The following is a 23,756-nucleotide window of genomic DNA, read 5'->3' as shown; positions in this document are numbered from 1 at the left end:
CGGTCTGAAAAGTAGCCAGACAAAAATAGCCCTGCAAATAGACCGGCGATTATACGCACAAGTCACTTGGGAGACCGCGATGCTGGAAGATGCACGGTATGAATGTCCGTATTGCGGTGAGGAAGTCGAGACCACGCTGGATTTGTCCGGCGGCGATCAAACGTATATCGAGGATTGCCAGGTGTGCTGTCGTCCGATCACCTTTGTCCTGCAAGTCCATGAAGACGAGTGGCATCTGGAAGTCTTCAGCGAAAACGAGTGAGGGCCGCGTATGCAGCGCATCTACGAACCGGCGAACCTGATGGAAGGGGAGATGCTCAAGGGCATGCTCGCCAACGAAGGAATCGAGGCGCACCTGATCGGCTGTGATCTGGTGGGCGGTACGGGTGAACTGCCGATCTTCGGCCTGCTCGGGCTGTCGGTGGATAACGATCAGGCCGAATACGCCCGCGAGCTGATCAACTTGTACAATGCCGCGCTGCCGCTGCACGGCGACGAACCGGAGAGCTTCCCCGGGACGCTGGTCTGTTAGGCTGGCGCTGGTTTTATTCAGAGTTATGTTGCCCCATGTGTGGACGTTATGCCCTGTTTCGCTGGAACCGCGACTTTGCGGCCCTGCCAGGTTTTCCCGCCGATCAACAGGCGCAGTGGAACATTTCCCCCAATGATTCGGTGTTGATGCTGCGTGCCGACGAAGGCGGCCAGCGCACGTTGGCCCGTGCGCGCTGGGGCCTGACACCGCCGTGGCTGACCGATCTGTCGAAGACCCCGGCCCATGCTCGCGCCGAAACCGTGGCCGAGCAGCCGATGTTTCGTGAGGCGCTGCGTCTGCGGCGTTGCCTGCTGCCGGCCAACGGTTTCTACGAATGGCGCGGCACCCAGCGCAAGCGACCGTACTGGTTGACGCCGGGGGAGGGCTCATCGTTGTTTTTCGCCGCGATCTGGGAAGCGTATCCGGTGCAGGAACAGGTCTGGCTGAGCACGGCAGTGATCACTCAATCGGCGGCGAGTCAGCGGCGACCGTTGATTCTCGATGAAGCGGGGCAGGCTGCCTGGCTTGATCCCGAAACGCCGCTTCATGTGTTGCAGGGTTTGCTCGCCAGTGAACCGGCGGCGCTGCGTGAGCGGGTGTTGGCGAATCTGGTGAATGATCCGAAGTTGAATGGGCCGGAGTGTTTGACCCCGGCTTGATTTGCGTGGATCAAAAGCCCCTCACCCCAGCCCTCTCCCGGAGGGAGAGGGAGCCGAATGGGGATACTTCAGAGGTACACCGACCTGAACGATCTGTTGTGAATCCATAATCGACTGTTTTTTTCAGGTCGATGTATAGCGCAAGACATCGCGGTCGGTCCCCTCTCCCTCCGGGAGAGGGCTAGGGTGAGGGGCTCTTGATCTTTCAGACCTTGAATTGATTGATCAACCGCCGCTGCTGTTCCGCCAGTTTGGTCAACCCGGCGCTCGCCGAACTCGATTCATCCGCACCGCCGGCCACTTCATTCGCCACCTGACCTATGTTGATCACATTGCGGTTGATGTCGTCGGCCACTGCGCTTTGCTCTTCTGCCGCACTGGCGATCTGCGTGTTCATGTCGTTGATCACCGACACGGCCTGGGTGATCGTTTCCAGCGCTTCGGCCGCTTTCGCCGCGTGTTGCACGCTTTCGTCGGTGCGGTTCTGGCTGTCTTCCATGACGCGCACCACATCGCGGGTGCCCTGTTGCAACTGCTGGATCATGCTCTGGATTTCTTCGGTGGCCTTCTGGGTTTTCTGCGCCAGATTGCGCACCTCGTCGGCGACCACGGCAAAACCGCGACCCTGCTCGCCGGCGCGCGCGGCTTCGATCGCCGCGTTCAGTGCCAGCAGATTGGTCTGTTCAGCGATGCCGCGAATGGCAGTGAGGATGGCGTTGATGTTTTCGCTGTCCTTGGCCAGCGTCTGCACCACCTCGACAGCCTTGCCGATTTCCACCGCCAGTACGCCAATCGAATTCGAGGTGTCGCGGACGATCTGCATGCCCTGGCTGGCGGCCTGATCGGCGTGGCTTGCCGCTTGTGCTGCCTGGGTGGCGTTGCGCGCCACGTCCTGGGCGGTAGCGGTCATTTCCTGCACCGCTGTCGCCACTTGATCGATTTCGGCCATTTGTTTCTGCACGCCGATGTTGGTGCGGATGGCGATGTCGGCGGTGTGTTCCGAGGAATCGCTGACGCTCTGCACCGAGGTCACCACCTGGGTGATCATCGCCTGCAACTTGCCGAGGAAGGTGTTGAAGCCTTTGGCAATCGAGCCCAGTTCATCGCTGCGGTCGCTGCTCAAGCGCCGGGTCAGATCGCCTTCGCCCTGAGCGATGTCATCGAGCATGGCGACCATTTGTTTGAGTGGCCGCGCAATGCCGTGGCCCACCAGCCAGATCACCAGCAGGCCGATGCCGGCGATGATCAGGCCGACCATGGCCATGCCGAAGGTGTCGGATTTGCGCTGGGCATCAAGATCAGCCTGGAGGTTTTGCAGATCGGCCATGACCGCGTTGAGCGGCAATTGCAGCATCAGTGTCCAGCGTGCGTCGGTCTGGCCGATGCCGAACGGCAGGTACAGTTCGATGCGGCCCTTGGCCTGATTCACCGAATAGGTGACCTCGTCGCGCTTGAGGTTGGCGAGATTGCTGGCCTGTTCGGCGTCGAGGATGTCGCTGACTTTTTCGCCGAATTTGCTCGAATCCTTGGTATAGGCAACGATCCGCCCATTGCCGCCGACCAGGGCCATTTCACCGGCGCCGCTGTAAAGCTTATGGTTGGCGGCGAGGAGCATGTCCTGAATGAAGTTCACCGAGAGGTCGGCGCCGACGATGCCTTGGAACGCGCCGTTGACCATGATCGGTTCAATGAACGAGGCGAGCATGACGATCTTGTCGCCGACCTTGTACGGTGCCGGGTCGATCACGCAGGGTTTCTTCGTCTCTTTCGAGCACAGGTAGTACTCGCTGGCGCGCACCCCGGTGGACAAGGTTTTCTGATCGTCGACATCGGCCAGTTTGTCCACGCCCAGACTGCCGTCGGTATTGCGGAACCACCACGGCAGGAAACGTCCATTGGCTGGATCGATACCGACCACGGCGCTGCCGATGTAGGCCGCGTCATTGTGGTCCAGTGCGTTTTTTTCCCAGCCGATGTAGGTGCCGAGAATCTTCGGGTTCTTTTCGACGTTTTCCTTGATCAGGCTGATCAGTTGCTCGCGGCTGACGCTCAGGCGCGGCTGGCCGTCGGCGCCGGTTGTACCGAGCAGGGCGTTGACGCGCACCAGGCCGCCGGCAATCAGCAGCGGCGCTTCGAGTTCGCGCTGGATCTGGCTGACCTGGGTCTGCGCCAGCGAAGTCAGGCGCTGTTCGATGACTTGCTCGAACTGCGCCTGGGTGCGCTGTTGCACCATTTCTTGAGTGCGGGCGCCGGAAAACAGCGCGTACAGCACCAGCGCCGCGACCACGCTGAGAACGATGGCGCCGGCCAGAGCGGCGACGGAAAACTGGATCGACTTGAACTTCATGGGAGCTCCGCACGCAAGAGGACAATCTGCGAGGGATTTATCGGCGGGGTGGGCGCGGCCATGAGAGACGCTGGTCGGAATCGCCGCGCGATGTCGCTGATGGATCGGTGCACGGCGGATTCAATGCGCGTTGAGGAATTTCCAGCCAGTCTTGCGGCCTTAGGTGGATGTACGCGCAATGCGTCCGTTGTATCTGGCGCCAATACAATTAGCCGCCTAGGATACGCCTCAGGTTTTCAGGGAGCTTTTGAATGAACAAGACATTAGTGGTAAGTGCTTTGAGCGCAGCGCTGTTGCTGGCCGGTTGTCAGTCGGTCAACACCACCAGCGGCGGCGCCGTGGGCGTGGAGCGCAAGCAGTACATGTTCAGCATGCTGTCCTCGCAAGAGGTCGATCAGATGTACGCGCAGTCGTATCAGAAGACTGTCGGCGAGGCGTCGAGCAAAGGTGTGCTGGACAAGACCAGCCCGGAAGCCAAACGCGTGCAGACCATCGCCAACCGCTTGATCGCCCAGGCGCCGACCTTCCGCCCGGACGCGGCGCAGTGGCAATGGGAAGTCAATCTGATCAAGAGCGATGAGCTCAACGCCAACTGCGGTCCCGGCGGCAAGATCATTTTCTACACCGGGCTGATCGACAGCCTGAAACTCACCGACGATGAGATCGCTGCGGTCATGGGCCATGAAATCGCCCACGCCCTGCGCGAGCACGGTCGTGAAGCGATGTCCAAGGCATACGGGATGGAGATGGCCAAGCAAGGCGCCGGTGCCTTGTTTGGTCTGGGTCAGGACAGCCTTGCGCTGGCCGACACCGTGGCCAACTACGGCATGACCTTGCCCAACAGCCGCGCCAACGAAAACGAGGCTGACCTGATCGGCCTGGAACTGGCCGCCCGCGCCGGCTACAACCCGAACGCGGCGATCACCCTGTGGGACAAGATGAGCAAGGCTTCCGAAGGCGCGCCACCGGAATTCATGAGCACTCACCCGGCATCCAGCAGCCGCATTGCTGCGTTGCAGGCAGCGATTCCGAAGGTGATGCCGTTGTACGAAAAAGCCCCGAAGTCCTGAGCCAATGATCGTTCCCACGCTCTGCGTGGGAATGCAGCCCGGGACGCTCTGCGTCCCATTGGAACGCGGAGCGTCCCTTGAGGCATTCCCACGCAGAGCGTGGGAACGATCCTTCAAATCCCCTCACCACAGGTTTTGGGTAGTTCAGTAGACGGGGTTAAACCCAGCCACTGCTCTGCATCGCTTTATAAACCGCAACAATCGCCAGAATCATGAACGCCGAAGCCGCGAGGCGGCGGATCAGGGTCAGCGGCAGTTTCTCTGCGGCAAAGTTACCCGCCAGTACCACCGGCACGTTGGCAATCAGCATGCCCACGGTGGTGCCGATGATCACCAGCCAAAGTTCCGGATATTGCGCGGCGAGCATCACCGTGGCGATCTGGGTCTTGTCGCCGATTTCCGCGAGGAAGAACGCGATCAGTGTGGTCAGGAACGGCCCGAACTTGCGCGCCGTGCTGGCCTCGTCGTCATCCATCTTGTCCGGGACCAGCGTCCACAGTGCCGTGGCGGCGAAGCTGGCGGCGAGGATCCAGTGCAGAACGGCGTCGGAGAAGAAACTGCCGACCCAGGCACCTACCGCACCGGCTGCTGCGTGGTTGGCCAAAGTCGCGGCGACAATCCCGGCGATGATCGGCCAGGGTTTGCGAAAGCGAGCGGCGAGAATCAGCGCGAGCAGTTGCGTCTTGTCGCCGATTTCGGCCAAGGCAACGATAGCGGTGGGAACGAGTAACGAGTCCAGCATCAGGGATTTCCTAAGGGGCGGGTCGACACGGCTATGACACGTACAGCCTTCCCGCCCCGGGTAAGGTGTGCGTGTCATAGGTCTTGTCAAACCCTGCGATCCGTCTGGTGCGGACGCTTGGGTCGCATACGCCATGATCTGGGGATCAAGTATGTTGACGTATGCCGGACGAGCTTGGCGCTCGTGGGAGACTACTCCCCTAGGACGGAGCGGATTCTGCCTAGGCAAATCCGATTGGGCAAGAACAAATTTTCAACCGCGCTTGGCCCGGTAAATCCGGAAACCGTTGCCTTCAGCCTTGATCGCACACACGCCCAGGTGCTCCTCGATCAACGGCTGATACTTGAGAAAGCTGTTCGCCACAAGGCGCAGTTCGCCACCGTTTTTCAGATGTTTGGCCGCTTTTCGCAGCAGGTTCTCCGTAGCGAAATAATCGGTGTGCACGCCGACATGGAACGGCGGATTGCTCAGAATCGCGCTCAAACCCATCGGCGCGGCATCGATGCCGTCGCCGGTCAGCACTTCCGCCTCCAGGCCGTTGGCGGCCAGGGTCAGACGGCTGCTGGCGGCGGCGAACGCGTCGACATCCAGCAACGTCACCTGATTGTGCGGATAGCGACGTTTCACCGCAGCCCCGAGCACGCCGGCGCCGCAACCGAAGTCGAGCAGATGGCCGCTCGGCAGTTTGTCCAGATGCTCCAGCAGCAGGGCGCTGCCGCGATCCAGTCGACCGTGGCTGAACACGCCCGGCAAACTGATGACTTTCAACGGCCCTTCGGCCAGGGGCAGTTCGTAGGTCTGCGCAAGACTTTCCAGGGATTTCGCTTCAGGCGCATTGGCCACGGTGACTTGCCAGAGCTGGCAGTGACGGGCGCTGTCGAGTTTGCGCGGCTTGCCAAACGGATTGAGCTGCTTGGATGCGCCTTCGATGCCGCTGCGTTTTTCCCCGACCAGAAACACCTCACGCCCGGCCAGACGCGACGCCACGGCGTTGAGGATGTAATCGGTCAGGTCCTTGGATTTGGGCAGGAACACCACAGCGCTGTCGAACTCGCGCTCCGGGACATTCACGCCGAACTGGCTGCGGCCCTCGAAACGCGCGTTCAGTGCGGCTTGATCGCCAGCGTGCCAGCACCAGCCGAACGCGTTGGGCAGGCGTCCGAGCAAATCATCGGCGGGCAGGCCGGCCAACAGCAGCGAACCCTGGAATAACTCGGCCTGACGAAGCAGTACTTCACTGCGCGGATCCATAACTGCTCCTTGAAAAAAAAGTGCCGCAGTTTATCAACTGACGACCCGCAGCGCCTCACCGCTGAAGAACGCCTGGGCGTTTTCGCTCAGTTGCCCGACGATACGCTGGCGCGCCTCGCGGCTGCCCCAGGCGTTGTGCGGGGTGACGATCAGGCGCGGGATATCGGCGGCGAGCAGCGGATTGCCCAGGGTCGGTGGCTCGACACTCAACACATCGGTGGCCGCACCGCCGAGATGACCGCTGCGCAAAGCGTCGGCCAGCGCCTGCTCATCAATCAGGCCGCCGCGGGCGGTATTGACCACAAATGCGCCGGGCTTCATTGAGGCCAGTTCGCGGGCGCCGATGAAATGCCGGGTGTGCTCGTTGAGCGGGCAGTGCAGGGTCAGGGCGTCGATCTGCGGCAGCAGTTCTTCCAGCGGCAGGCGATCCGGTCGAGCAGGGCGCCCCGGAATCTGTCCGAGCAACACACGCATGCCGAACGCTTCGGCCAATCGCGCCACGGCGCCACCGAGCTCGCCATGCCCGAGCAGGCCGAGGGTTTTGCCTTGCAGTTCGACGATCGGGTAGTCGAGCAGGCAGAACTGTTTCGCCTGCTGCCAGCGGCCTGCGCTCACAGCTTTCTGATAGTCGGCCAGGCGCGTGGCGAGGTTGAGCAGCAGCATGATCGTGTGTTGCGCCACCGACGGCGTGCCGTAAGCCTGGCAATTGCACACGGTGATGCCGTGGGTGCGGGCGGCAGTGAGGTCGACGTTGTTGGTGCCGGTGGCGCTGATCAGGATCAGTTTCAGTTGCGGGTTGGCGGCTATGGCAGCAGCGTCGATCACGACTTTGTTGGTGATCGCCACACTGGCGCCGTGCAGGCGTTCGCTGACCTGTTCCGGCAGAGTCTGGGCGAACAGCTGCAAGTCGCTGAAGCATTCGCGCAACGGACCGAGGTCCAGATCGCCGAGATCCAGCGAAGGGTGATCAAGGAATACCGCGCGGCGCGTGTTCGTCATCAACTGTACCTTTTGTGCTGTGAGCGGAGGGCGTACCCTGCCGAGCCTACCAGATGAAACAATTGGTTACTCGACACCGAGATGCCTTGAACTCTTGTGGGAGCGAGCCTGCTCGCGAAAGCTCTGGCCCAGTCAACATCTCTGTTGGCTTACCCAGCGCTTTCGCGAGCAGGCTCGCTCCCACAGGGAAAGCATTCGGCAATGAGTCCAGTGTGAACATTCGAATCCTGAGGAGCCCCCATGTACTGGACCGAGTTCTTGACCGTTGCCCTGATCCATCTGCTCGCCGTTGCCAGCCCCGGCCCGGACTTTGCCGTGGTCGTGCGCGAGAGCGTGACCCACGGGCGTCGCGCCGGCACCTGGACCGCGCTGGGCGTGGGCTCGGCGATTTTCCTGCATGTCGGCTATTCGTTGCTCGGCATCGGTCTGATCGTGTCGCAATCGATCGTGCTGTTCAACGCGCTGAAGTGGGCCGCCGCCGCGTATCTGCTTTACATCGGCTTCAAGGCCTTGCGCGCGCAACCGGCGAAAACCGTCACCGATGATTTGCACCGGGAAACCGGCGTACGCACCGCGCGGGGCGCGTTTACCTCGGGCTTCGTCACCAACGGTCTGAACCCGAAAGCCACGCTGTTTTTCCTCTCGCTGTTCACCGTGGTGATCAATCCGCACACGCCGCTGGCCGTGCAGGCCGGTTACGGCGTTTACCTGGCGGTGGCGACGGCGATCTGGTTCTGTCTGGTGGCGATGCTGTTCAGCCAACACCGCGTGCGCGCCGGCTTCGCCCGCATGGGCCATTGGTTCGACCGCACCATGGGCGCGGTGCTGATCGCTCTCGGCGTGAAAATCGCGTTCACCGAGATGCACTGACCGGGCCGCATTGTTCTCTTGTAGGAGCTGACGAGTGCAACGAGGCTGCGATCTTTTGATCTTGTCTTTTCATAAGCAAATCAAAAGATCGCAGCCTTCGGCAGCTCCTACAGGGGCCATATCCAATTTCCCGATACCTGGGGTGCTGGCGCAAAGCTAGCATTTGTACGGCTCTGCAAATCATTCCTTTGGCTGATTTGACTGTCATGCAGGCGCACTAGAGTACGAATCTCTCCGCCAACACCGTGCAGTCAGAAAAGGGATTCTTATGTTGCAGACTCGGGTCATTCCGCCGGCCGATGGGGCCTACCAGTATCCATTGCTGATCAAACGGTTGCTGATGTCCGGCGCCCGTTACGAGAAAACCCGCGAAATCATCTACCGCGACCAGTTGCGCTACAGCTATCCGACCCTGATCGAGCGGGTTGCGCGGCTGGCCAACGTGCTGACGGCTGCCGGGGTCAAGGCTGGTGACACCGTGGCGGTGATGGACTGGGACAGCCACCGTTATCTGGAATGCATGTTCGCCATTCCGATGATCGGCGCGGTGATTCACACCATCAATGTGCGTCTGTCGCCAGAACAGATCCTCTACACCATGAACCACGCCGAGGACCGCTTCGTGCTGGTCAACAGCGAGTTCGTCGGGCTGTATCAGGCCATTGCGCCGCAGTTGACCACGGTGGAGAAAACCCTGCTGCTGACCGATCTGCCGGAGAAAACCGCAGAGCTGCCGAACCTCGTCGGCGAATACGAGCAACTGCTGGCCGCTGCCAGCGCGCAATACGATTTCCAGGACTTCGACGAAAACTCGGTCGCCACCACGTTCTACACCACCGGCACCACGGGCAATCCGAAAGGCGTGTATTTCACCCATCGGCAACTGGTGCTGCACACCATCGGCGTGGCGACGATCATGGGTTCGATCGACAGCGTACGGCTGCTCGGCACCAACGATGTGTACATGCCGATCACGCCGATGTTCCATGTCCACGCCTGGGGTTTGCCGTACGTGGCGACCATGCTCGGGCTCAAGCAGGTTTATCCGGGGCGCTACGATCCGGAGTATCTGGTGGAGTTGTGGCGCAAAGAGAAGGTCACCTTTTCCCATTGCGTGCCGACCATCCTGCAGATGCTGCTCAACGCCAAAGCCGCGCAGGGCGCCGACTTCGGCGGCTGGAAGATCGTCATCGGCGGCAGCGCACTCAATCGCAGTCTTTATGAAAACGCCAAGGCCCGTGGCATTCAGCTGACAGCCGCTTACGGCATGTCGGAAACCGGGCCGCTGGTGTCTTGCGCGCACCTCAACGACGAACTGATGGCCGGCAGCGAAGACGAGCGCACCACTTACCGGATCAAGGCTGGCGTGCCGGGGCCGTTGGTCGAAGCGGCGATTGTCGACGGCGACGGCAATTTCCTTCCCGCCGACGGTGAAACCCAGGGCGAACTGGTGCTGCGCGCGCCGTGGCTGACCGAAGGCTATTTCAATGAACCGCAGAAGGGCGCCGAGCTCTGGGCCGGTGGCTGGTTGCACACCGGCGACGTCGCCACGCTCGACAGCATGGGCGTGATTGATATTCGTGATCGCATCAAGGACGTGATCAAGACCGGCGGCGAGTGGATCTCCTCCCTTGACCTCGAAGACCTCATCAGCCGGCATGCGGCGGTACGCGAAGTAGCAGTGGTGGGCATCGCCGATCCGCAGTGGGGCGAGCGCCCGTTTGCCTTGCTGGTGGTCCGCGAAGGGCAGGTGATCGGTGCACGGGAACTGAAGGAACACCTCAAGCCGTTCGTCGAGCTGGGACACTTGAGCAAGTGGGCGATCCCCAGTCAGATCGCCCTTGTTACCGAAATTCCCAAGACCAGCGTCGGCAAGCTCGACAAGAAGCGCATTCGCCTCGACATCACCGAGTGGCAAGCCAACAACAGCACCTTCCTTTCCACACTTTGAGTGCCTGCTGGCGCGCCGAAACCGGCGCGCCAGACCCACCAAGCAAGCGCTTGGCTTGTGAAATCGAAAAAATCAGCCATCCTTGCCCTGCCGACGTGTGTCGGACTGGCGAAAGGACTGTTCCAGAGTGGTTGGCGGCTGCAAATCACACTTTAGAGGGATCAAGCACTACCACCCGCTGGATATAGTCCGCTCAAGGACTTTTTAGAAACGGAGCACACGCACTGATCGGGGCGAGCAACTCTGGAGCGATTTCGGGCAGCCTTGGCGCCCAGTCCTCCACAGCGTTTTTAAAAGTACTCACTGCCATAACAATAATGCACATGGAGTAGCGTCGATGACCTCAGTAAACCAGTTCTGGCGCCGGGCGAAACTGCCTCTGGCGGTCAGTCTTGCCTCCTCGCTCGCCGGGCCTGCATTCGGCGTCAGTTTCAACGTCGGTGAAATCGAAGGCCAGTTCGACTCGTCCCTGTCGATCGGTGCCAGTTGGTCTACTCAGAGCCCGAACAAGAACCTTATCGGCGTCAACAACGGCGGCCGTGGCCTGTCGCAGACTTCCGATGACGGGCACGCCAACTTCAAGAGCGGCGAAACCTTTTCGAAGATCTTCAAGGGCATCCATGACCTTGAATTGAAATACGGCGACACCGGCGTGTTCGTCCGTGGCAAATACTGGTACGACTTCGAACTGAAGGACGAGAGCCGCGAATTCAAGGACATCAGCGACAGCAACCGCAAAGAGGGCGCCAAGTCCTCCGGCGGGCAGATCCTCGACGCCTTCGTCTACCACAACTACGCGATTGCCGATCAGCCGGGCTCCGTGCGTCTGGGCAAGCAGGTAGTGAGCTGGGGTGAAAGTACCTTCATCGGCGGCGGCATCAACTCGATCAACCCGATCGACGTCTCCGCGTTCCGTCGTCCGGGCGCCGAGATCAAGGAAGGCCTGATTCCGGTCAACATGTTCTACGTGTCGCAGAGCCTCACCGATAACCTCTCGGCCGAAGCGTTCTACCAACTGGAATGGGACCAGACCGTCGTCGACAACTGCGGCACCTTCTTCTCCCAGCCGGACATCGTTGCTGACGGTTGCGACAGCAATCTGCGCGTACTGAACAAGCGTTCGCAGATTCCGGCGATCGCTTTGGGGCCGTTGGCCGCCAACGGTGTGAACGTCGACCAAGAAGGCGTGCTGGTGCGCCGTGGGCCGGACCGTGACGCGCGCGACAGCGGGCAGTGGGGCGCGTCCCTCAAATACATGTTCGAGCCACTCGACACCGAGTTCGGCGCCTACTTCATGAACTACCACAGCCGTGCGCCGATCTTCAGTGCAACCGGCGCACCGCAGTCGGTCTACAACACTGCCGCCGCGCTGCCGGGGCCGTTCGCCGCACTCGCACCGCTGCTGGTCGCGGGCAATTCGAATTACTTCATCGAATACCCGGAAGACATTCGTCTCTACGGCCTGAGTTTCTCCACCACCCTGCCTACCGGTACGGCGTGGAGCGGTGAGATCAGCTACCGTCCGAACGCGCCGGTACAACTGAACTCCACCGACATCCTGTTTGCCGGCGTGCGTCCACTGGGCGGCGCGCTGACCAACGCTTCGCTGCTCACTGGCGTGCCGGGTCAGGATCTGCACGGCTATGAGCGCAAGGAAATCACCCAGATCCAGACGACCTTCACGCACTTCTTCGATCAGGTCATGGGCGCCAGCCGTCTGACCCTCGTCGGTGAAGTCGGCGCCACCTACGTCGGTGGCCTGGAAAGCCGTTCCGACAAGCGTTACGGCCGTGATCCGGTCTACGGTCCGGGTGAGTTGCCGGCTACTGGCACAGTCGATACCTGCGCCAACATCCTCAACAACAGCACGATCAACGGCGCCGGTCCCGGTTCGCCGCAGAACAACCGCAGCCGCAATTGCGAAAACGACGGCTTCACCACGTCGATGTCGTGGGGCTACCGTGGTCGGGCGATCTGGGAATACAACGACGTGTTCGCTGGCGTGAACCTGAAGCCGAACGTGGCCTGGTCCCACGACGTCAGCGGTTACTCGCCAGGCCCTGGCGGCAACTTCGAGGAAGGTCGCAAAGCGGTCAGCCTGGGCGTCGACGCCGAATACCAGAACACCTACACCGCGAGCCTGGCTTACACCAATTTCTTCGACGGCAAGTACACCACCGTGGATGACCGCGACTTCGTGGCGCTCAGCTTCGGCGTGAACTTCTAAGCACTGCATTTCAGGACGAACGAATTTATGAAAATAACAAAGAGTCTGTTCCACGCCGGTGTTCTGGGCCTGTCGCTGCTGGCGACCAGTGTCATGGCGGCGGTGCCTGCTGCCGAAGCGGATAAACTGGGCAAGAGCCTGACGCCGATGGGCGCGGAAATGGCCGGTAATGCCGACGGTTCGATCCCGGCCTGGAAACCGCTGCCAAAAAATGCCGGCAGCGTCGACAGCAAGGGCTTCCTGTCCAACCCTTACGCCAGTGAGCAGCCGCTGTTCACCATCACCGCCAAGGATGTCGACAAGTACAAGGACAAGCTTGCGCCGGGCCAGTACGCGATGTTCAAGCGCTACCCGGAAACCTTCAAGATGCCGGTCTATCCGTCCCATCGCGGCGCCACCGTGCCGGATGACGTGTTCGCCGCGATCAAGAAGAACGCCACCAGCACCAACCTGGTGTCCGGCGGCAACGGTCTGGAAAACTTCGATACCGCCGTACCATTCCCGATCCCGAAAACCGGTGTGGAAGTGATCTGGAACCACATCACCCGCTATCGCGGCGGGAGCGTGACCCGTCTGGTGACCCAGGCCACGCCGCAACCGAACGGCTCGTACAGCCTGGTGTACTTCCAGGATCAGTTCGTGTTCCGCGACAAGATGAAGGATTACGATCCGGCGAACCCGGGCAACATCCTGTTCTACTTCAAGCAGAAAGTGACCGCGCCGGCGCGTCTGGCCGGTGGCGTACTGCTGGTGCACGAGACTCTCGACCAGGTCAAAGAGCCACGCTCGGCGTGGGTCTACAACGCCGGGCAGCGTCGTGTGCGCCGTGCACCGCAAGTGTCGTATGACGGCCCGGGTACTGCCGCCGACGGCCTGCGTACCTCGGACAACCTGGACATGTACAACGGCGCGCCGGATCGTTACGACTGGAAGCTCGAAGGCAAGAAAGAGATGTACATCGCCTCCGACAGCTACAAACTCGACGATCCGAAACTGAAGTACTCGGACATCATCAAGGCCGGTCACATCAACCAGGACCTGGCACGCTACGAGCTGCGCCGCGTCTGGCACGTGGTCGCGACCCTGAAGGAAGGCCAGCGCCACATCTACGCCAAGCGTGACTTCTACATCGACGAGGACACCTGGCAGGCAGCGGTCATCGACCACTACGACGGTCGTGGCCAACTGTGGCGTGTAGCCGAGGCACATGCCGAGAACTACTACGACAAGCAAGTGCCGTGGTACGCCCTCGAAACCCTCTACGACCTGCAGTCCGGCCGTTATCTGGCACTGGGCATGAAGAACGAAGAGAAGCAGGCGTATGACTTCGGCTTCACCGCCACCACCAGCGACTTCACCCCGGCCGCTCTGCGTCAGGATGGTGTTCGCTAAACCTGCGTAAACCCGAGGCCGCATCCTCGTGAAAACGCCCCGACCGGTTCGGGGCGTTTTTTTGCGTGCGGTTTCACGCCGCAGCTCCTACACGGATTCATCGTGGTCGCGATTGGTCGGTGATGCCGGATTTTGGCGGCGCTGTGTAGGCTTTTTGTAGCCATTTGTAGCAGTGACCTTCATTACCTCTTCGTTTAAGGCTAGGCTGCGGACATCTGCAACGCCGCCAATCGCCTTCGAACAAGAGCCGGCCATGACTGATCTGTCCCCACTTCCGGGTCCCGCAAGCATCACCGTCGCAGCACTGGACGGGCGTTTTTTCCGCCCGCCGCTGCCTGATGGCTATGTCTTGCGGCCGCGCCTTTGCCAGCGTCTGCAGGCCGGGCTCGGAGGTCGCTTGCTGCTGGTCAGCGCCCCGGCCGGGTTCGGCAAAAGCTCGCTGGCGGTGGAGTTCTGTCAGAGCCTGCCGGCGCATTGGCAAAGTCTCTGGCTGGGCTTGAGTCCACGTGACAGCGATCCCGGACGTTTTCTTGAGCGCTTGCTCGAAGGTCTGCAGGACTACTTCCCTGCGTTGGGCGCTGGCGCTCTTGGTCTGCTGAAAATGCGTCAGCGTCATCAGCCATTCGCTTTTGAAGAATGGCTCGACGGTCTGCTTGATGAGCTGGCGCTGCATCTCGATCCTGCTGCACCGCTGCTGCTGGTGCTCGACGACTACCACCTCGCCCAAGGGCCGGTGCTGGATCGTTGCCTGCAATTCTTCCTCAATCATCTGCCCGATGGCTTGCTGGTGATGGTCACCAGCCGTCAGCGCCCGGACTGGCATCTGGCGCGTCTGCGCCTGTCGCGGCAGTTGCTCGAGCTGCACGAACAGGATTTGCGCCTGACCCACGACGAGGCCCTGACCTTGCTCGATCGCCACAGCAGCTCACTGCGCGGCGAAGCACTGGAAAGCCTGATCCAGCGCAGCGAAGGCTGGGTCGCCGGCCTGCGCTTCTGGCTGCTGGCGGTGGCCGAGGCGGGCAACGATGCCGCGCTGCCGCAAGCACTGAACGGCGGCGAGGGGTTGATACGCGACTATCTGCTCGAAGAAGTCATCGATTGCTTGCCGGCCGAAGTGCAATCGTTTCTCTACGAAACCGCACCGCAGGAACGCTTTTGCAGCGAGCTGTGCGACGCGGTCCGCGAAGCCCATGACAGCGCGGAAATCCTGCGCTTTCTGCTCGCCCATCAGGTGTTTCTGGTGCCGCTGGACGAGCACGGTCACTGGTACCGCTATCACCATTTGTTTTCTGACTTGTTGCGCAGCCGGCCGATCGCCCAGGCGATGGTGCCCAACGCTACCCTGCATTTGCGCGCCTGCCGCTGGTTCAATGCGCAAGGCCTGCTCGACGAAGCGGTGGAGCAGGCGTTGCGTGCCGGGCATCTCGACGTCGCGGCGAATCTGGTACAGAACCTGTCCGAAGAACAGCTGCTCGCCGAGCAGAACGTCGGCATGCTGCTGCGCTGGAAAATGGACTTGCCCGACAGCCTGCTGATCAGCACGCCACGGCTGATCGTGCTCTACAGCTGGGCGCTGGGGCTGGCCTGTCAGCTCGACGCCGCTGAAGAGCTGGCCAGCCATTTGAGCCGTTTCCTGCCGGCGCCTTCGGCCACTGCGCAGAAATCCATGCTGGCGCAATGGCTGGCGCTGAGCGGGATCATCGCTCGCGGACGCGGCCATCGCGAACTGACTCTGCGCTATTGCAGTGAAGCGCTGGAGAGCCTGCCGGCCAAGCGTTATGGCCAGCGGCTGATGTGCCTGTCGACCTTGTCCAATCTGGCGATCGCCGACGGCGATCTGTGGCGCGCCCGTGGGCTGAACCGTGAATCCCTCGAGCTGGCGCAACGGGTCGGCAATCCATTATTCGAAGCACTGGCGCATTACGACAGGGCGCGGGTTCTGCAATCGCGGGGCGAGATTCTGCGTGCGCTGGATGAAGTGCATCAGGGCCTGGAGCGGCTGCGCGGTCTGTCGCCGCAACGCCTGTACGCCGTGCGCGCGCGGCTGACGTTGTATGAAGGTTTCCTGCTGGCGATGCGTTTGCAGCCGCAGGCTGCACGCGTACGCCTACTCGCCGGCATCGGCGAAGCGCGGGCCTGTCGCGACATCAGCGTGCTGATCGGCCACTGCGTGATTGCCCGCCTCGACGGCGCCAGCGGCGAGTTCGCCAAGGCCTTCGCCGAACTCGCCGAGGCCGAACGCCTGATGCACATCTGGGACGTGCCGCCGATCTACTACCTGGCGATGATCACCCTGGTCAAATGCGAGCTGTGGCTGGCCCAGGGCCGCATTGATCTTGCCGAGGCGTGGCTTGCACGATTGGGCCAGACCTACACCGGCGAACACGCTGCGGCACCACCTGAATTCCATCCGCAACTGCCACTGCATGTGGAGCTGCAACAGGCGCTGCTCGATGTGATTCAGGGGCAACCGATGCTCGCCGAAGGGCGGTTGAACGTGTTGCATGAAAACGGCCAGCGGACCGGGCGGCAGTTGCTCAGTGTGATGGCGTTGACGCAGAAGGTGGCGCTGTTGCTGTCGAGTGGACGCGAGCCCGAGGCGCGCAAGGTGTTGAGTCAGGCACTGGAAGCAGCGGCCGGCGGCGTCTACCAACCCTTTGATGCGCTGCTGAAAAACCATTCCGACTGGTTGCGCGGGCAATTGCAGGCGCTCACTTGCAACGCGGTCGGCCAGCAATTGCTCACGCATTTTCCAACAGCCGCGCCACGCCCGGCTGTGGAAAGCTCCGCTACCGAACAACTCAGCAGCCGCGAACTGGCGGTGCTGCGCCTGATCGCCCAAGGCTGTTCCAATCAGGAAATCAGCGAGCAGTTGTTCATTTCCCTGCACACGGTGAAAACCCACGCCAGCCATATCAACAGCAAGCTGGGGGTCGAGCGGCGTACGCAGGCAGTGGCGCGGGCGAAGGCGTTGGGGTTATTGCTCTAGCGACGGTAAAATTCGCCATCGGCCGTTGCCAACGGCGTTGACCCTGTCCAGGATTTTTCCATGACCACGCCCAGCCCTGCGCTTATCCGCGAAACCTTCCCCGTCGGCCCGCTCCAGTGCAACTGCACGATCATCGGCGACCCACTCACAAAAAAAGCCATCGTCGTCGACCCGGGTGGCAACCCCGACCTGATCATGGCGCGTCTCGATGCCCATGGCCTGAAAGTCGTCAGCATCATCCACACTCACGCGCATCTCGACCACTTTCTCGCTTCAGGGCAGATGAAGGAGAAAACCGGTGCGACCCTGCATCTGCACAAGGAAGACCAGTTCCTTTGGGACAATCTGGAGATGCAATGCCAGATGTTCGGCGTGCCTTACACCCCGGTTCCATCGCCGGATCGTTGGCTGAGCGATGACGAAGAACTCGCCTGCGGTTGCGGCGTGGCCCTGCACACGCCGGGACATACACCCGGTTCCATGAGCTTCTGGTTTTCCGAGGCTAAGCTGTTGATAGCCGGCGACACGCTGTTTCGTCGCGGGGTAGGGCGCACGGATTTGTGGGGTGGCGATCAGGCGACCATCGTGCGTTCAATCAAGCAGCGGCTGTATACGCTGGACGAGGACGCAACGGTTGTCACCGGGCACGGCCCGGACACGCGTCTGGGTGATGAGATGCGCGAGAACCCGTTTGTGCGTGCCTGAATTTTTTGTCACGGGCAGCGGGCGGAATTTTTAGGCATTGTCATGATCCAACGCCCGCGCAGGTCCATTGATTGATCAGTGGCCGCTGCACCACAGAATGCAGAAAACCAGGAGCTCTCCATGTTCACCACGCGTCGTTTGATTATTGTCGCTACTGCCGTGGCCGTGCTGTCCGGCTGCGCCTCGCCTAATCCGTATGACAATCAGGGTCAGGCCGACGGTGGCTCGCAAGGCATGAGCAAAACCGCCAAATACGGTGGCCTTGGTGCACTGGCCGGCGCACTCGCCGGTGCCGCCATCGGTCACGACAACCGTGGCAAGGGCGCCTTGATCGGCGCTGCTGTCGTCGGTGCCTCCGCAGCAGGCTACGGCTACTACGCCGACCAGCAGGAAAAGAAACTGCGCGCGAGCATGGCCAACACTGGCGTTGAAGTGCAGCGGCAGGGCGATCAGATCAAGCTGATCATGCCGGGCAACATCACCTTCGCCACCGATTCGGCGAACATTGCCCCGAGTTTCTACCAGCCGTTGAACAACCTGGCCAACTCGCTGAAGGAGTTCAACCAGAACCAGATCGAAATCGTCGGTTACACCGACAGCACCGGCAGCCGCCAGCACAACATGGACCTGTCACAGCGTCGTGCGCAGAGCGTGGCGACCTACCTGACCTCGCAAGGTGTCAGCGGTGCCAACCTGTCGGCCCGTGGCGCCGGCCCGGATAACCCGATTGCCAGCAACGGCGACGTCAACGGCCGCGCGCAGAACCGCCGCGTTGAAGTCAACCTGAAGGCGATTCCGGGCCAGCAGTATGGTGGTCAGCAGCAACAGCCGGGTACGGTGCAGCAGTATCCATAAGCGATTGCCTGAATGAAGAAATGCCCGATCCTGTGATCGGGTATTTTTTTGTCTGGGCAGTGCCGGCCTCTTCGCGGGCAAGCCCGCTCCCACAGGTATTGGCGGTGGCCACAAAATCTGTGTTCCACACCTGACCCCTGTGGGAGCGGGCTTGCCCGCGAAAAGGCCAGTGTTGTCACCGCAAAATCAGCCGATACAAAAAGCCCCCGGACAACAGCATTGTCCGGAGGCTTTTTGTTGGGCGCGAAACCCGATTACTTCTTCAGACCATAATGCTCATCGAGCATGCCCGGCGAGTTTGGATTCTTCGGTGCATAGTCACGCGGTGGCTCCTGATCGCGCGGTGGCGTCAGGCGTTCGCGAGGTGCTTGCGCTGCGTCGGCGTGCAGGGCGGCGATCAGGCGCTGGCGGGTCTGCTCGTCCAGGGCCAGACGATTGGCGCCCTCGGCGAGGTGGTCCTGCACTTCCTGATAGCTCTGGGTCAGTTTCTTGACCAGCATCGCGGTGCTGTTGAAGTGGGTGACCACTTCGTTCTGATAACTGTCGAAACGCTCCTGGATATCATCCAGTTGACGCTGCGTGCGGCTCGGTGCGGCGTTCGGCGCAACGCGCGCGATCAGGAATCCAATGGCGACACCCACAACCAGGGCAAGAGTCGGTAACAACCAAACTAAGAGCGAGTGTTCCACGAGTCCTTCCTCTATAAACGGCTTTGCTTTACGTTAACGGCTCGAACCTGCGCTGTATACCGCGATTCACTCGCAATAGATTGGCACAGACAATTTGCTAGACGAGTCGACCCGATTCGAGGTCACGGAGTTCCTCCCTTGCTGATGCGTGAAACCCCTGTATTGATTGACGGCCCGGTGGGTCAATTGGAAAGCCTTTACCTGGATAACGAGCAGCCGCGCGGCATCGCGCTGATCTGCCATCCGAACCCGGTGCAGGGCGGCACCATGCTCAACAAGGTTGTCTCGACCCTGCAGCGCACCGCGCGCGATGCAGGCCTGATCACCTTGCGTTTCAACTATCGCGGCGTCGGCGCCAGCCAGGGCACGCACGACATGGGCACCGGTGAAGTCGACGACGCCCAGGCCGCCGCCACATGGCTGCGGGAAAAACACCCGGATCTGCCGCTGACCCTGTTCGGTTTCTCCTTCGGCGGATTTGTTGCAGCAAGTCTCGGCGGCCGTCTCGAAGCCCAGAGCGTGCAGCTTGAGCACCTGTTCATGGTTGCCCCGGCGGTGATGCGTCTGGGTGAACAGGATCAACTGCCGCAGCACGGCGGGTTGACCGTGATCCAGCCGGAAACCGATGAAGTCATCGATCCGCAACTGGTCTACCAGTGGTCGGAACAACTCCAGCGCCCCCATGAGCTGCTGAAAGTGGCAGAATGCGGACACTTTTTTCACGGCAAGCTGACCGATCTCAAGGATCTGCTGCTGCCGCGTCTCTCGAATTGATTGCAGTCTGACAAGCGATTACCCATGACCAACCGTACCCGCATTCTCACCGGCATCACCACCACTGGCACGCCGCACTTGGGCAACTACGCTGGGGCCATTCGCCCGGCAATCCTCGCCAGCCGCGACAGCCAGGCCGATTCGTTCTATTTCCTGGCCGACTACCACGCCCTGATCAAATGCGATGACCCGCTGCGCATCCAGCGCTCGCGTCTGGAAATCGCCGCGACCTGGCTGGCCGGTGGCCTCGATGTCGACCGCGTGACGTTCTACCGCCAGTCCGACATCCCGGAAATCCCCGAGCTGACCTGGCTGCTGACTTGCGTCGCCGCCAAGGGCCTGCTCAACCGTGCGCACGCTTACAAGGCGTCGGTGGACAAAAACGTTGAGACGGGTGAAGACCCGGATGCCGGCATCACCATGGGCCTCTACAGCTATCCGGTGCTGATGGCGGCGGACATCCTGATGTTCAACGCGCACAAGGTGCCGGTCGGTCGCGATCAGATTCAGCACGTGGAAATGGCCCGCGATATCGGTCAGCGTTTCAACCATCTGTTCGGCCAGGGCAAAGAGTTCTTCACCATGCCCGAAGCGCTGATCGAAGAAAGCGTGGCGACGTTGCCGGGCCTCGACGGTCGCAAGATGTCGAAGAGCTACGACAACACCATTCCGTTGTTCAGCAGCGCGAAAGAAATGAAGGACGCGATCTCGCGGATCGTCACCGACTCCAAGGCCCCGGGCGAAGCGAAAGATCCGGACAACTCGCACCTGTTCACTCTGTTCCAGGCCTTCGCCACTCCGGCGCAGGCTGACGAGTTCCGCAGCGAACTGCTCGGTGGTTTGGGCTGGGGTGAGGCGAAGAATCGCCTGTTCCAGTTGCTCGACAATGAGCTGGGCGAGGCGCGCGAGAAGTATCACCAGTTGATCGAGCGTCCTGCGGATCTGGAAGACATTCTGCAGATTGGTGCGAAGAAGGCCCGCGCCGTGGCCACGCCGTTCCTCAATGAATTGCGTGAAGCCGTTGGCCTGCGTTCTTTCGTCAATCAGGTTCAGGTCGCCGCGACCACCAAGAAGAAAGCCGCGAAAGCCGCACGTTTCGTCAGCTTCCGCGAGGACGACGGCAGCTTCCGTTTCCGTCTGCTGGCGGCCGATGGCGAGCAATTGCTGCTGTCGCGCAACTTCGCCGACGGCAAGACTGCCGGCCAGGTGACCAAACAGTTGCAGTCCGGCGAGTCGCTGGATGTGCGTACTGATGACCTGAGCTTCAGCGTCTGGCTGGCCGGTGAGTGCGTGGGCGACAGCCCGGCCTTCGCCGATGCTGCCGCGCGAGACGCCGCCATCGAGGCGTTGCGCGTCGCACTGACTCCAGCTCAAGACTGATCGGCGGCACGACCCGACCAAGGGCCGATTGCCATTCCCACAGGCCGTCGCTACAGTGACGGCCCGTTTTTGTTGCCTTGCTAACGAATTATGACGCCCCTAGAACGATATCAAGCTGATCTGAAACGCCCGGACTTCTTCCATGACGCCGCGCAGGAAACTGCTGTGCGTCACTTGCAGCGTCTGTACGACGACTTGATCGCCGCTGACCAGAACAAGCCGGGTTTGCTCGGCAAGCTGTTTGGCAAAAAGGATCAGGCACCGGTCAAGGGCCTGTATTTCTGGGGCGGCGTCGGTCGCGGCAAGACATACTTGGTCGACACCTTCTTCGAAGCGCTGCCGTTCAAGGAAAAGACCCGCACGCACTTCCACCGCTTCATGAAGCGTGTGCACGAAGAAATGAAGACCCTGGGCGGCGAGAAAAACCCGCTGACCATCATCGCCAAGCGCTTCGCGGCCGAGTCGCGGGTGATCTGCTTCGATGAATTCTTCGTCTCCGACATCACCGACGCGATGATCCTCGGCACGCTGATGGAAGAGCTGTTCAAGAACGGCGTGACCCTGGTCGCGACGTCGAACATCGTGCCGGACGGCCTGTACAAGGATGGCCTGCAACGCGCGCGCTTCCTGCCAGCCATCGCGTTGATCAAGCAGAACACCGAGATCGTCAACGTCGACAGCGGTGTTGACTATCGTCTGCGTCACCTCGAGCAAGCCGAGCTGTTCCACTATCCGCTCGACGAAGCCGCCCACGAAAGCCTGCGCAAGAGCTTCAAGGCACTGACGCCGGAGTGCACGGCAGCGGTGGAAAACGATGTGCTGATCATCGAGAACCGCGAAATCCGCGCTCTGCGCACCTGCGACGACGTGGCCTGGTTCGACTTCCGCGAACTGTGCGACGGCCCGCGCAGCCAGAACGACTACATCGAACTGGGCAAGATCTTCCACGCCGTGCTGCTTAGCGGCGTCGAGCAGATGAGCGTCACCACCGACGACATCGCCCGGCGCTTCATCAACATGGTCGACGAGTTCTACGATCGCAACGTCAAGCTGATCATTTCTGCTGAAGTCGAGTTGAAGGATCTGTACACCGGCGGACGCCTGACCTTCGAGTTTCAGCGCACGCTGAGCCGACTGCTGGAGATGCAATCCCACGAGTTTCTGTCGCGGGCGCACAAGCCTTAAGCGGAGTCTCGGCGACAAAAAAGGGCCTGCGATTGCAGGCCTTTTTTATGCGCTGAAGTTTTTCCCTGTGGGAGCGAGCCTGCTCGCGAAAGCGCAGTGTCAGCAACGTCAATGTTGCAGGTAAGTACGTATTCGCGAGCAGGCTCGCTCCCACATTGGATCGCGCAGTTGAGTTACGCAGCCTGCTGAAACTGTTGCCGATACTGGTTAGGCGACAGTTCGGTGTGCTGGCGGAACAGTCGCGCGAAGAAGCTCGCATCGTCGTAACCGACCTCATAACTGATGGTCTTGATGCTCTTGCGCGTGCCCGAAAGCAAGCCCTTGGCCGTCTCGATGCGCAGGCGCTGCAAGTAGTGCAGCGGTTTGTCGCCGGTGGCGGTCTGGAAGCGGCGCATGAAGTTGCGGATGCTCATGCCGTGCTCGCGGGCGACGTCTTCGAAGCGGAATTTGTCGGCGAAATGTTCTTCGAGCCATTGCTGGATCTGCAGGATGATCACGTCCTGATGCAGCTTCTGCCCACCAAAACCGATACGTCCCGGCGAATAGCTGCGCTGCACTTCGTAGAGAATGTCGCGGGCCACGGCTTGCGCCACGTTCGCGCCGCAGAAGCGTTCGATCAGATAGATATAGAGATCGCATGCCGAGGTAGTACCGCCGGCGCAGTAGAGATTGTCGGCGTCGGTCAGGTGCTTGTCCTGATTCAGATAGACCTTGGGGAAGCGCTCGGCGAAGGCATTGAAGAAGCGCCAGTAGGTGGTCGCTTCCTTGCCGTTGAGCAGCCCGGCTTCGGCGAGCCAGAACACCCCGGTGGCTTCGCCACACAACACCGCGCCGCGCGCATGCTGTTCGCGCAGCCACGGCAGGATTTGCGGGTAACGGCCGCACAGGGTATCGAAGTCGTCCCAGAACGCCGGGAGGATGATCACATCGGCGTTTTCCAGGCCACCGTCGACCGGCATGACCACGTCGCTGAAGCTTTTTACCGGTTTGCCATCCGGGCTGACCAGGCGCGTTTCAAACGCCGGTGTCAGGCCGTGGCCCAGTTGTTTGCCGTAACGCAGGCTGGCCACATGGAAAAAATCCTTGGCTTGCATGAGGGTGTAAGCGAAGACCCGGTCGATGGCCAGGATGCTGACGCG

General features: G+C 61.0%; 20 protein-coding genes, 1 pseudogene and 1 riboswitch. Of the genes and pseudogenes, 14 read left to right on the top strand and 7 right to left on the bottom strand.

The genetic code is table 11. From position 1 onward, the window contains the following. Window positions 1–79: 79 nt before the first annotated feature. The 3 genes from AB9L16_RS21355 to AB9L16_RS21345 are packed head-to-tail and all read left to right on the top strand — an operon-like array spanning window position 80 to window position 1,191. Window positions 80–262: a CPXCG motif-containing cysteine-rich protein gene (locus AB9L16_RS21355; protein WP_041479983.1), complete on the top strand. Its 183-nt coding sequence runs from the start codon at window positions 80–82 to the stop codon at window positions 260–262. A 9-nt stretch (window positions 263–271) separates the two neighbouring features. Next, complete coding sequence (locus AB9L16_RS21350) at window positions 272–532, top strand: putative signal transducing protein (protein WP_041479982.1); 261 nt, start codon at window positions 272–274, stop codon at window positions 530–532. Window positions 533–567: 35 nt separating this feature from the next. Further along, complete coding sequence (locus AB9L16_RS21345) at window positions 568–1,191, top strand: SOS response-associated peptidase (RefSeq protein WP_256809611.1); 624 nt, start codon at window positions 568–570, stop codon at window positions 1,189–1,191. A 205-nt stretch (window positions 1,192–1,396) separates the two neighbouring features. Here the strand turns inward: AB9L16_RS21345 and AB9L16_RS21340 are convergent, their stop codons facing one another. Together AB9L16_RS21340 and AB9L16_RS21335 are read right to left on the bottom strand one after the other, a co-directional pair. Beyond that, window positions 1,397–2,140 (bottom strand): methyl-accepting chemotaxis protein, encoded by a 744-nt coding sequence (locus AB9L16_RS21340; RefSeq protein WP_371915155.1) that lies wholly within the window; start codon window positions 2,138–2,140, stop codon window positions 1,397–1,399. Window positions 2,141–2,251: 111 nt separating this feature from the next. Continuing rightward, window positions 2,252–2,449: pseudogene (locus tag AB9L16_RS21335) on the bottom strand (HAMP domain-containing protein); the annotation flags it as partial. A 1,340-nt stretch (window positions 2,450–3,789) separates the two neighbouring features. On the opposite strand from AB9L16_RS21335, the gene AB9L16_RS21330 reads away from it, so the two are divergent. After that, window positions 3,790–4,608, top strand: a complete 819-nt coding sequence (locus AB9L16_RS21330) for a M48 family metallopeptidase (protein WP_016773242.1) — start codon at window positions 3,790–3,792, stop codon at window positions 4,606–4,608. A gap of 157 nt (window positions 4,609–4,765) precedes the next feature. On the opposite strand, the gene AB9L16_RS21325 is transcribed toward AB9L16_RS21330, so the two are convergent. The 3 genes from AB9L16_RS21325 to AB9L16_RS21315 form a co-directional block, all read right to left on the bottom strand. Next, window positions 4,766–5,350 (bottom strand): TMEM165/GDT1 family protein, encoded by a 585-nt coding sequence (locus AB9L16_RS21325; RefSeq protein WP_041479980.1) that lies wholly within the window; start codon window positions 5,348–5,350, stop codon window positions 4,766–4,768. 89 nt (window positions 5,351–5,439) lie between these two features. Next, window positions 5,440–5,562: riboswitch (yybP-ykoY riboswitch) on the bottom strand. 40 nt (window positions 5,563–5,602) lie between these two features. Then, window positions 5,603–6,601, bottom strand: coding sequence for a methyltransferase (locus AB9L16_RS21320; protein WP_375122675.1), 999 nt, complete (start codon window positions 6,599–6,601; stop codon window positions 5,603–5,605). A 33-nt stretch (window positions 6,602–6,634) separates the two neighbouring features. Continuing rightward, window positions 6,635–7,600, bottom strand: a complete 966-nt coding sequence (locus AB9L16_RS21315; protein ID WP_375122674.1) for a 2-hydroxyacid dehydrogenase — start codon at window positions 7,598–7,600, stop codon at window positions 6,635–6,637. A gap of 240 nt (window positions 7,601–7,840) precedes the next feature. Between AB9L16_RS21315 and AB9L16_RS21310 the strand changes: the two genes are divergently transcribed. The 7 genes from AB9L16_RS21310 (at window position 7,841) to AB9L16_RS21280 (ending at window position 18,589) form a co-directional block, all read left to right on the top strand. Continuing rightward, window positions 7,841–8,470, top strand: a complete 630-nt coding sequence (locus AB9L16_RS21310; protein WP_056790244.1) for a LysE family translocator — start codon at window positions 7,841–7,843, stop codon at window positions 8,468–8,470. 268 nt (window positions 8,471–8,738) lie between these two features. Next, window positions 8,739–10,421, top strand: coding sequence for a fatty acid--CoA ligase (locus AB9L16_RS21305; RefSeq protein ID WP_039761335.1), 1,683 nt, complete (start codon window positions 8,739–8,741; stop codon window positions 10,419–10,421). 337 nt (window positions 10,422–10,758) lie between these two features. Then, window positions 10,759–12,648 carry a DUF1302 domain-containing protein gene (locus AB9L16_RS21300; protein ID WP_056790239.1) on the top strand — a complete coding sequence of 630 codons (1,890 nt, stop codon included), beginning with the start codon at window positions 10,759–10,761 and terminating at the stop codon, window positions 12,646–12,648. 27 nt (window positions 12,649–12,675) lie between these two features. Continuing rightward, window positions 12,676–14,040 carry a DUF1329 domain-containing protein gene (locus AB9L16_RS21295; RefSeq protein WP_024014265.1) on the top strand — a complete coding sequence of 455 codons (1,365 nt, stop codon included), beginning with the start codon at window positions 12,676–12,678 and terminating at the stop codon, window positions 14,038–14,040. A 253-nt stretch (window positions 14,041–14,293) separates the two neighbouring features. Beyond that, window positions 14,294–17,029 carry a LuxR C-terminal-related transcriptional regulator gene (locus tag AB9L16_RS21290; RefSeq protein ID WP_375122673.1) on the top strand — a complete coding sequence of 912 codons (2,736 nt, stop codon included), beginning with the start codon at window positions 14,294–14,296 and terminating at the stop codon, window positions 17,027–17,029. Between the two features lie 60 nt (window positions 17,030–17,089). Further along, a complete protein-coding gene (locus tag AB9L16_RS21285; protein ID WP_041479973.1) occupies window positions 17,090–17,734 on the top strand; it encodes an MBL fold metallo-hydrolase in 645 nt (214 codons plus the stop codon). A gap of 120 nt (window positions 17,735–17,854) precedes the next feature. Continuing rightward, entirely contained in the window at window positions 17,855–18,589 is a 735-nt protein-coding gene (locus AB9L16_RS21280; protein WP_041479972.1) for an OmpA family protein, read from the top strand. A gap of 254 nt (window positions 18,590–18,843) precedes the next feature. Here AB9L16_RS21280 and AB9L16_RS21275 read toward each other — a convergent pair whose 3' ends face one another. Further along, the gene (locus tag AB9L16_RS21275) at window positions 18,844–19,278 is read right to left on the bottom strand and encodes a YhcB family protein (RefSeq protein ID WP_042609742.1); all 435 of its coding nucleotides are present in this window, start codon (window positions 19,276–19,278) and stop codon (window positions 18,844–18,846) included. Window positions 19,279–19,422: 144 nt separating this feature from the next. Between AB9L16_RS21275 and AB9L16_RS21270 the strand changes: the two genes are divergently transcribed. The 3 genes from AB9L16_RS21270 (at window position 19,423) to zapE (ending at window position 22,617) form a co-directional block, all read left to right on the top strand. Next, window positions 19,423–20,052 carry an alpha/beta hydrolase gene (locus AB9L16_RS21270; protein ID WP_375122672.1) on the top strand — a complete coding sequence of 210 codons (630 nt, stop codon included), beginning with the start codon at window positions 19,423–19,425 and terminating at the stop codon, window positions 20,050–20,052. A 24-nt stretch (window positions 20,053–20,076) separates the two neighbouring features. Further along, complete coding sequence (locus tag AB9L16_RS21265; protein ID WP_252882668.1) at window positions 20,077–21,432, top strand: tryptophan--tRNA ligase; 1,356 nt, start codon at window positions 20,077–20,079, stop codon at window positions 21,430–21,432. Between the two features lie 90 nt (window positions 21,433–21,522). Further along, window positions 21,523–22,617 (top strand): cell division protein ZapE, encoded by a 1,095-nt coding sequence (zapE, locus tag AB9L16_RS21260; protein ID WP_016773254.1) that lies wholly within the window; start codon window positions 21,523–21,525, stop codon window positions 22,615–22,617. A gap of 173 nt (window positions 22,618–22,790) precedes the next feature. Here the strand turns inward: zapE and AB9L16_RS21255 are convergent, their stop codons facing one another. Further along, complete coding sequence (locus AB9L16_RS21255) at window positions 22,791–23,687, bottom strand: GlxA family transcriptional regulator (protein WP_163012735.1); 897 nt, start codon at window positions 23,685–23,687, stop codon at window positions 22,791–22,793. Between the last annotated feature and the right edge of the window lie 69 nt (window positions 23,688–23,756).

Source organism: Pseudomonas sp. LW8 (genome assembly GCF_041956865.1).
Classification (GTDB): Bacteria; Pseudomonadota; Gammaproteobacteria; order Pseudomonadales; family Pseudomonadaceae; genus Aquipseudomonas; species Aquipseudomonas siliginis.
Note: the sequence above shows the minus strand (reverse complement) of the source record. Positions and strands in the feature narration are given on the sequence as shown.